Genomic DNA, 8,630 nt, shown 5'->3' with positions numbered 1-8,630 from the left:
GTGACACGCAGATATTCAACTAATTTGTCGTAAATTGATTAACTATTGGCCGCTTGTCGGCCAATAGCTTTATTTGTCACACTAACTCTTTCAAAACAGTATTACACTGAAAGTACTGATTGCATCACAAGGGATTGGATACCCAGTCTGTAGGTCCCCGCAATATCACGCTCCAGAGATTCGATTACTTGTAAATCCATCTCTGTATTCACCATTTTTCACATTGAGGTGACTATGGCTACATCTTCTCTATCGTCTAAAGAGCTTTATCGAGAGGCTAATCTCGACGCATTCGCATGTAAATCCACTAAAGATATCCCACCTATTGATGAGATAGTGGGCCAAGAGCGAGCACAATCTGCGGTTGAGTTTGCTATGTCTATAAGAGAAAAGGGTTACAACATTTACGCCATTGGTCGTAATGGGTTGGGTAAGCGCACCATGATTCTGCGTTATCTAAAACGCCATCCCTTTGATCTTCATGAGCTTTATGATTGGTGCTACGTTGCCAACTTTGACGATGTTCGTGTGCCTAAGGTATTGAAACTACCGCGTGGAGTGGGGCAAAGCCTTCGCGCGGATATTGAGAAGTTGATGACCAAACTGCTCAAGGCAATCCCATTAGCGTTTGATAACGAGATGTATTTTTCCCGAGCTGACCGTCTAAAGAATCAGTTAACCAATAAACAAAATAGCGCCTTGGAGCATCTAACCAAAGAAGCAAAAGAGAAGAGTATTAGCCTCTCTATTACCACTCAAGGTGATTACCAGTTCGTTGCTCTCGATGGTGAAGAACCATATACAGAAGAAGCCTTTGAACAGCTAGATAAGAAAACCCAGGCAGATTTTGAGAAGACCATTGATACCCTTGAGATCTCGCTGCGTCACATCATCCGTGACCTTACTGAGTGGGAAGAGCAATACTCAGACAAAATTCAAAAGTTAAACTCTGATGTGACACTGGATGTTATTGGTCACTTTATCAAAGAGTTAAAGGCAAAATATAAGAAACACCCTGAAGTAAAACAGCACCTTGCAGAGCTGCAAGCAGACATTGTTGAAAACGTAGACATCTTTCTTGAAGAGAGTAACGAGCAAGGCGAGATCGCGACTGCATCACTAGATAAGAAGCTGCCACGTCGCTATAAGGTCAATGTCTTGGTTTCTCAACCCCAAGACGACCTACCGATCATTGTTGAAGAAAGTCCTAACTATCACTCGTTATTTGGCTATGTGGAAACGGCCACCTTTAAAGGCACGGTATTTACGGACTTCTCACTTATTCGTCCTGGCGCTTTACACAAAGCCAACGGCGGCGTCCTGCTTATGGATGCGGTTAAGGTGTTAGAGCAACCTTATGTATGGGATGGTCTGAAGCGAGCACTTCGTTCTCGGGAACTGAGCTTAACGGCGCTTGAGAAACAAGTGACCATGACCGGCGCTGTGTCTCTTGACCCTGAGCCAATCCCACTCGATGTGAAAATAATCCTGTTTGGGGATTATCGAACCTATCAGCTGTTGCAGCACTACGATCCTGAGTTTGCTGAGCTATTTAGAGTCACCGCAGATTTCGAAGATGAAATGAAGCGTGATACCGACTCTGAGCTTCATTACACCCGCTTTATTTCGAGCATTGTTCACGATAACAAGCTGCTGCATTGTGATAAAAAAGCCATAGCGCGAATTATTGAACACAGCTCAAGACGAGCAGGCGATCAGAATAAAATCTCATTGCACTCAGCCAATATTGCCAATCTTCTTCGCGAAGCTAATTACATAGCAAGATCCGCGAGAGCCAATATTATTCGAGCCACCCACGTTGAAAAAGCCTTGTTAAATCAACTGTCTAGGGTCAGTCGGTTGCAAGAAAGCGTAATGGAAACCTTTGTTAATGGCACGACACTCATTCATACACACGGTGAAGCGGTAGGGCAGGTGAATGCCTTATCTGTGCTAAGCACTAGCGATCACATGTTTGGTGCGCCAAATCGGATTACTGCGACGACCTCTTACGGTAGTGGTGAGGTTATCGACATCGAGCGTAATGTCGACCTTGGAGGAAGTATTCACTCTAAGGGGGTGATGATTTTAACGGCATACCTGTCTTCCGTATTTGGTAAGACGGCCAAGATCCCACTGACCACCAATATCACCTTTGAGCAATCTTATGGCGGCGTTGATGGTGATAGCGCCAGTATGGCCGAGTTCTGTGCTGTCGTTTCGGCGTTCTCCAAGCAAGCTAATCGTCAAGATATCGCAATTACTGGTTCGATGAATCAGTTTGGAGAGGCACAACCTATCGGCGGGGTTAATGAGAAGATCGAAGGCTTCTTTGATGTGTGTAAGATAAAGGGAAGAAGCTCAGCCCAAGGGGTGATTATTCCTAAATCGAATGTTCAGAACCTTATGTTGCGCTTTGATATTGTCGAAGCAGTAGAGAAGGGGGAATTTCATATTTGGGCGATAGAGCACGTCTCTGAAGCCATCAAATTATTTACTGGCAAGGATGCGGGTATTCCTACGGATGAAGGGAGTTATCCTATCGATACCATTTATGGTATTGCGCAGGCCAAGTTAAATTCTTTGAGGAAGTAAAACCGTGAGCAACCCTATGTATACCAAGTTCGCAGACCAATATGCGAGCGTTGTACAGAACAATATCTATAACGCCTTATTGGAAAGACCTTCTATTTTGGCGTTAATGGAGGTTAAGCCACAGCAAAAGATACTCGATTTAGGCTGTGGCTCGGGAGAGCACGCAAAAGAGATTCAGGCCAGAGGTGGCATTGTCACCTGTGTGGATTTGTCTGAAGAGATGGTTGAACTAGCGAAGGCGAACGCAACGCCGTTTCATGCCTACGCCCAAGATCTTAGTGAGGGGTTACCCAGCGAAGACGACAGCATTTACGATTGGGTGATTGCGCCACTGGTCATTCACTACCTAGAAGATCTCACCTCATTGTTCAAAGAAGTGAAGCGCGTGTTGAAGCCCGGTGGCCGCTTCCTCTTTTCTACGCATCATCCAATGAATGATTCTGAGTCTTCTCCAAGTGGTAACTATTTTGCTATTGAGCGTATAAGCGAAGAGTGGGACACCATAGGCGAACCAGTAAAGGTGAGTTTTTATCGCAGAAGCCTGCAAGACCTATTTGGCGCTATATTTGCCGCTGGCTTTTTAGTCTCAGCGGTTTCTGAGGGAACGCCTTCACCTGCAATCGCCCATATAAGCCCGGAAACCTATGAAAGATTAAGTAAAAATCCTAGTTTCATTTACATCAGTTGTGTTTCATAATTATTTCAATACTGGGTGAAAGGTGTGCATAATTAGGGGTAAATTGCAGTTTTTATTGGTATTTTACTGCTGAGTGGACAATCACATGTTGAGTTAAAGTGTGATTTAGTTCAAACTTGGCGCGTTATGGCTATTTAAAGCTTCACTGGAGCATGCATGAAAGTTGTTGATATTCTTAAACACAAACGTGGCAATCTTACGAGACACCATATGGAGTTTATGGATAGGATGTCCCCATCACTTCGAGAATATTGGAGTGAGTTGGTGAACCGTGCGCACGCACAGCACCTTTTCCGCTCTTGGGGTAGAGACTTTCATAAGCCTGCAGTCAATGAAGAAGTAGAAAACCCAGTTAAAGATACCATTGAGATGAAGCCGGAAGCGGAGGCTTTGTACATTGAGCTTTCTGCAAAAATTGGTGAAGAGCTCCATATTGGCGAGTGGTTTAGCATTGACCAAGAGCGTGTTGATGCGTTTGGTAAAGTGACTGAAGACATGCAATGGATTCACACTGATCCTGATAGAGCAGAGCAAGAGTCACCATTTAAGACGACTATTGCCCATGGTTTTTTAACCTTAGCGCTATTACCGCGTTTATCTGATGCTGTCGATCCAGACAAGCCGTTGTTCCCTACAGCGAAAGTGACGGTCAATATGGGGATGAACAGCGTTCGCTTCCCTTACCCAGTTCGAGTCGGTAGCAATATTCGCGCTCGCAGTAGTTTGGTAAAAGTGGTTCCTATTCAGAAGGGTTTGGAAATCACTCGTGAACTGAAGGTTGAGATCGAAGGGGTTCGCAGGCCCGCTTGTGTCGCCGAGTCTGTGATTCGATTGTACTTCTAGTTATTTAGTTCGATTACAATTCTAAAGAAAGAGGCCAAGCTATAAGCTTGGCCTCTTTCGTTTATGTGCGTTGTTTAATTTTATTCTTAATCTTGGTCTTCATAAGGCGTGTAACCTTGATTCTCAATGATTGAACGCGCTTCTTTTGAAGTAACATATTGAGCGAACTTCAGTGCCGTTTTGTCTTCAAGATCTTGGTGGTAGAAGATCAGGAATGGACGGGCTAGGTCGTACTCTTTGTTCAGTAGGTTTACTGAGTTTGGGACGACGCCTTCAAAATTGAGGGGCTTAACAGAGGCATCGATAGAGCCCATGCTAATAAAGCCAATGGCTTGCTGATTGTCACTGATGAGTGTTTTCATCATGCTATTGGTGCTTACCACAAGTGCAGACGGGCTAATCGTTGACACTCGGCGGTCATTTAGAACTCGAGACAAACCAACTTGGTCTTCAAACGCATATCGAGAACCAGATGATACCTCGCGAGTGACCACTGCAATCGCTCTGTCGTCCCCACCTAATTCTTTCCAGTTGGTGATTTTTCCGGTGTAGATCTTGTAAAGTTGATCGCGAGTGATGTTTTGCACCGCATTTTGCTGATTGACCACTACTGCAAGTCCATCGTACGCAAACTGCTTAACAATAAGGTTATCTTTATACTCACGCTCAGTTAGCATGCGTGAACTCATACCGATTTCTGCTACGTCGTTTCTCACCAACGCAACACCTGCCGTAGAACCCACACCTTGAACCGCAATAAACGTATCGCTGTGAGTCTTATTAAAATTCTCAGCTAAGATATCCATTACACGCGCAACGGAAGTTGAACCGCTAACGTTGATTTGTGCTGCATTTGCTTTAACTGTACCAAGTGTCAGACACATCAGTGCCGTGAGAATCACCCTAAACATAAGTTTCCTTCTTCAAACTATAATTGTATCTATCGCAACAGAGTAAGACGGTTGTGTTACAGAACTGTGACACAAATGGAGAATCTGCATCACTTCATGCCGTATTAACTAGTTTAGAAGATCAGGATAAAAAAAGATGAGGTATTAGATGGAGTTATCTGAATTAGAGCAGCACCAATTAGTAAAATTTGCCTCTGATGCATGCCATTCACGCAATCATAGTGTGAGTGTCGATCTAGGAAAGGCGGAATTTGAATTGGTTGAAAACGGAATTCAGTTTTATCACTCTCAGTTTAAACTCGATTCTAAACATGCTGATTATCGATATCTAGTAGCGAAAATACTTCTGCGTGATGAGAAATGGACGCTTTTGGTGGCACATAGAGACCAATATGAAATGTTTGAAGGGTGGCATACCCACCCATCAATCGAGCGTCTTGGGAATCAACTGCATCAGTTATTTGAAGAAGTAGAGCAAGATCCCCAAGGCCTGATATGGTAATCGTTATTCGAAGAGATAGCCCTCGGGTACAACGACAATACCTTGCTCTGAAATAGTAAATCGCTCTCTATCGAGCTCTGCGTCATAACCAATCCTTGTACCATCAGGTACAACAACGTGCTTGTCTATAATGCAGTTTTGCAATTCACAGTGTTCGCCGATTTTTACTTCATCAAACAAAATACTGTTAATTATGGTCGCACCGTCACCCACTTTGACATTAGACGACAGAATAGAACGCTGAACGGAACCACCGCTAATCACAACGCCATTGGCCACAATAGAGTTAATGGAGATGCCTTGATTACCTGTTACTGAAGGTACGGTTCTTGATGGCGGACGTTGACGCTCGTAGGAGCGAATACCCCAATCGTCTTGATACAGGTCGATAGGCGGCACCGGATCCAGTAAATCCATATTGGCTTGATAGAAAGAGTCGATAGTACCCACATCTCTCCAATACGCATCTTGAGAGACGCGGCCCTCTTCGCAGCCAAAGCGATGTGCATAAACGCCCTCAGTATCAATCAGCTTTGGAATGATATCGTGGCCAAAATCGTGGCTAGAAGTATCAATAGCGGCGTCTTCCTCTAGCGCTTCTACTAGTGCATCCATACTAAAAATATAGATACCCATCGAAGCCAAACTTTTAGTAGGGTCATCAGCCAGAGTAGGGGGATCAGATGGCTTTTCTAAAAAGGAGATAATTTGATTGTTGGGAGCAGTATCCATTACGCCAAATGCACTGGCTTCTTCAACAGGCACCTCCATACACGCGATAGTCAGCGCAGCGCCCGTTTCTTTATGTTGTTTCAGCATGGGTTTGTAGTCCATACGATAGATGTGGTCGCCGGACAGCACGACAACATGCTTTGCTTCACTGCGAGAGAGCAACCATAGATTTTGATAGATAGCATCAGCGGTGCCTTCGTACCAAGTTTCTCCCTTACGCATTTGTGGGGGAACAGCGGTGATGTATTCACCTAGCTCAGGGTTAAAGATCGACCATCCATCACGCAAGTGTTTTTGTAGTGAATGAGATTTGTATTGGGTGAGAACGAGAAGGCGACGGAGTCCAGAGTGCAGACAGTTGCTCAGGGTGAAATCGATGATTCGATATTTTCCACCAAAGGGCACAGCAGGCTTTGCCCTATCTTGAGTCAACGGTGCGAGGCGGGAGCCCATTCCACCAGCCAAAATGACGGTTAATGTATCTTGCATTGCGACACTTCCTTGTTATTTTTATGGGGGTACTAGTAATGTGCAATAACTAAGCCATATTACAAGCCCTTGTTTGTTATAGCTTTTGACTGGTGAAATTCAAGTAATGCACCAATATGAATGGCCATTTAGTGCATGCGATCAATTTTGGTGCAATTAACGGTCGGTTTGGGTTAATGAAGTTCTAATATGAATCACACAAACAATTCTCGTTTTGTGCCAACCTAACTACACAATCTATAGTTAATCTATTTGGTATTGATAGGAAACCCCATGGCCACAGGCTCTTACATTGTTGCCCTCGACCAAGGAACTACTAGCTCAAGAGCGGTAGTCTTTGATGCTCAAGCAAATATCATTGCGACCTCACAGCGTGAATTCACTCAGTATTACCCGGAAGCGGGTTGGGTTGAACATGATCCGCTGGAAATCTATTCATCACAGCGATCTACGCTCATCGATGTACTCGACAAGCTCTCTATTAAAGCGGAACAAGTAGCAGCGATTGGCATTACCAACCAGCGCGAAACCACTGTAGTGTGGAATAAAGAGACGGGTAAGCCTGTCTATAATGCGATAGTGTGGCAGTGCCGTCGTACAAGCCAAATGTGTGAAAAGTATAAAGAACAAGGTTGGGAGGAGTACATACAGCAAGCCACAGGCTTGGTACTAGACCCTTACTTCTCGGCGACCAAGATAAAGTGGATTCTGGATAATGTTCCCGGAGCAAGGGAGCTTGCTGACAAGGGGAAATTGCTGTTTGGGACCGTCGATACTTGGCTATTGTGGAAGCTAACACACGGCAAGGTGCATGCCACCGATCATACCAACGCCTCGCGCACCATGATGTTCAACATCAACAACCTTGAGTGGGATGAGAAGATTTTGGAGTTGCTGGATATTCCTAGGTCCATGCTACCCGAGGTTAAACCCTCTTCTGGTCTATTTGGAGAGACCTGCATTGGTGAAGACGGAGGATTGAAGATCCCGGTTGCGGGTATAGCCGGTGATCAGCAAGCGGCGCTCTTTGGTCATTGCAGCGTAGAACCAGGGCAAGCTAAGAACACCTACGGAACAGGCTGTTTCCTGTTGATGAATACGGGGCAAACCAAGGTAAACTCAAAACATGGATTGCTTACCACACTCGCATGCAATGCGCAGGGAGAGCCTTGCTATGCGCTGGAAGGGGCTGTGTTCATGGCAGGCGCTTCGGTGCAGTGGCTCAGAGATGAACTAAGACTGCTAAACGAATCCAAGGATTCTGAGTATTTTGCCAACAAGGTGGACTCGTCTGAAGGAGTCTATGTGGTGCCTGCGTTTACCGGCCTTGGTGCACCCTATTGGGACCCTTATGCCCGAGGGACTATGGTTGGATTAACGCGAGGTACCAGCGCCGAGCATATCGTTAGGGCTACGTTAGAGAGCATTGCCTATCAAGCCTCTGATGTCATTCAGGCGATGCAAGCGGATGCAAATATTAAGATGCACGAACTTCGAGTCGATGGCGGGGCCTCAAAGAACAATTTCTTGATGCAGTTCCAATCAGATATTTTGGATTGTGAGGTACAAAGACCACAAATTACAGAGGTAACGGCGTTAGGTGCCGCCTTCTTAGCGGGACTTGCAGTAGGGTATTGGAAAGACCTATCTGAACTTGAGGCGAGATCTAAGATTGAAACTCGTTATAACCCTGTGTGTGACGATGAAAAAAGAACCAAGCGATATGCCGGCTGGAAGCGGGCAATTAAGTGTGCACAAATGTGGAGCGATCTGCACAACGAAGATGATTGACGTTAGCTTCTTGGTATAAAAAATAGGGTTGCTTTAATCTCGTTAAAGCAACCCTATTTAATATCAGTAG

The 8,630-nt window shown here is 45.0% G+C and carries 7 protein-coding genes; 5 read left to right on the top strand and 2 right to left on the bottom strand.

All coding sequences use genetic code 11. From position 1 onward, the window contains the following. Window positions 1-234: 234 nt before the first annotated feature. From A6E01_RS16795 to A6E01_RS16785, 3 genes are all read left to right on the top strand, one after another. Window positions 235-2,595 carry a Lon protease family protein gene (locus A6E01_RS16795; RefSeq protein WP_017029598.1) on the top strand — a complete coding sequence of 787 codons (2,361 nt, stop codon included), beginning with the start codon at window positions 235-237 and terminating at the stop codon, window positions 2,593-2,595. A 16-nt stretch (window positions 2,596-2,611) separates the two neighbouring features. Further along, the gene (locus tag A6E01_RS16790; RefSeq protein ID WP_418368977.1) at window positions 2,612-3,292 is read left to right on the top strand and encodes a class I SAM-dependent methyltransferase; all 681 of its coding nucleotides are present in this window, start codon (window positions 2,612-2,614) and stop codon (window positions 3,290-3,292) included. 156 nt (window positions 3,293-3,448) lie between these two features. Beyond that, a complete protein-coding gene (locus A6E01_RS16785; RefSeq protein WP_017032366.1) occupies window positions 3,449-4,135 on the top strand; it encodes a MaoC family dehydratase in 687 nt (228 codons plus the stop codon). An 86-nt stretch (window positions 4,136-4,221) separates the two neighbouring features. Here the strand turns inward: A6E01_RS16785 and A6E01_RS16780 are convergent, their stop codons facing one another. Further along, window positions 4,222-5,046: a phosphate ABC transporter substrate-binding protein gene (locus A6E01_RS16780; protein ID WP_065210772.1), complete on the bottom strand. Its 825-nt coding sequence runs from the start codon at window positions 5,044-5,046 to the stop codon at window positions 4,222-4,224. Window positions 5,047-5,194: 148 nt separating this feature from the next. Here A6E01_RS16780 and A6E01_RS16775 point away from each other — a divergent pair, with 148 nt between their 5' ends. Then, window positions 5,195-5,548 carry a DUF3024 domain-containing protein gene (locus A6E01_RS16775; RefSeq protein WP_017029595.1) on the top strand — a complete coding sequence of 118 codons (354 nt, stop codon included), beginning with the start codon at window positions 5,195-5,197 and terminating at the stop codon, window positions 5,546-5,548. A 3-nt stretch (window positions 5,549-5,551) separates the two neighbouring features. Here A6E01_RS16775 and glgC read toward each other — a convergent pair whose 3' ends face one another. Continuing rightward, window positions 5,552-6,769: a glucose-1-phosphate adenylyltransferase gene (gene glgC / locus A6E01_RS16770; RefSeq protein ID WP_065210771.1), complete on the bottom strand. Its 1,218-nt coding sequence runs from the start codon at window positions 6,767-6,769 to the stop codon at window positions 5,552-5,554. Window positions 6,770-7,042: 273 nt separating this feature from the next. Between glgC and glpK the strand changes: the two genes are divergently transcribed. Beyond that, complete coding sequence (glpK, locus tag A6E01_RS16765) at window positions 7,043-8,560, top strand: glycerol kinase GlpK (RefSeq protein WP_065210770.1); 1,518 nt, start codon at window positions 7,043-7,045, stop codon at window positions 8,558-8,560. Window positions 8,561-8,630 lie beyond the last annotated feature (70 nt).

Origin of the sequence: Vibrio breoganii (assembly GCF_001677275.1) — a bacterium.
Classification (GTDB): Bacteria; Pseudomonadota; Gammaproteobacteria; order Enterobacterales; family Vibrionaceae; genus Vibrio; species Vibrio breoganii.
This window is presented reverse-complemented; position numbering and strand designations above follow the sequence as displayed.

What these genes read in the sequence shown, in the direction of transcription:
- A6E01_RS16790 (WP_418368977.1), top strand. Translation starts at nt 2,612, where the DNA reads ATGTATACCAAGTTCGCAGACCAATATGCGAGCGTTGTACAGAACAAT.
- A6E01_RS16795 (WP_017029598.1), top strand. Translation starts at nt 235, where the DNA reads ATGGCTACATCTTCTCTATCGTCTAAAGAGCTTTATCGAGAGGCTAAT.
- glpK (WP_065210770.1), top strand. Translation starts at nt 7,043, where the DNA reads ATGGCCACAGGCTCTTACATTGTTGCCCTCGACCAAGGAACTACTAGC.
- A6E01_RS16775 (WP_017029595.1), top strand. Translation starts at nt 5,195, where the DNA reads ATGGAGTTATCTGAATTAGAGCAGCACCAATTAGTAAAATTTGCCTCT.
- A6E01_RS16780 (WP_065210772.1), bottom strand. Translation starts at nt 5,046, where the DNA reads ATGTTTAGGGTGATTCTCACGGCACTGATGTGTCTGACACTTGGTACA.
- A6E01_RS16785 (WP_017032366.1), top strand. Translation starts at nt 3,449, where the DNA reads ATGAAAGTTGTTGATATTCTTAAACACAAACGTGGCAATCTTACGAGA.
- glgC (WP_065210771.1), bottom strand. Translation starts at nt 6,769, where the DNA reads ATGCAAGATACATTAACCGTCATTTTGGCTGGTGGAATGGGCTCCCGC.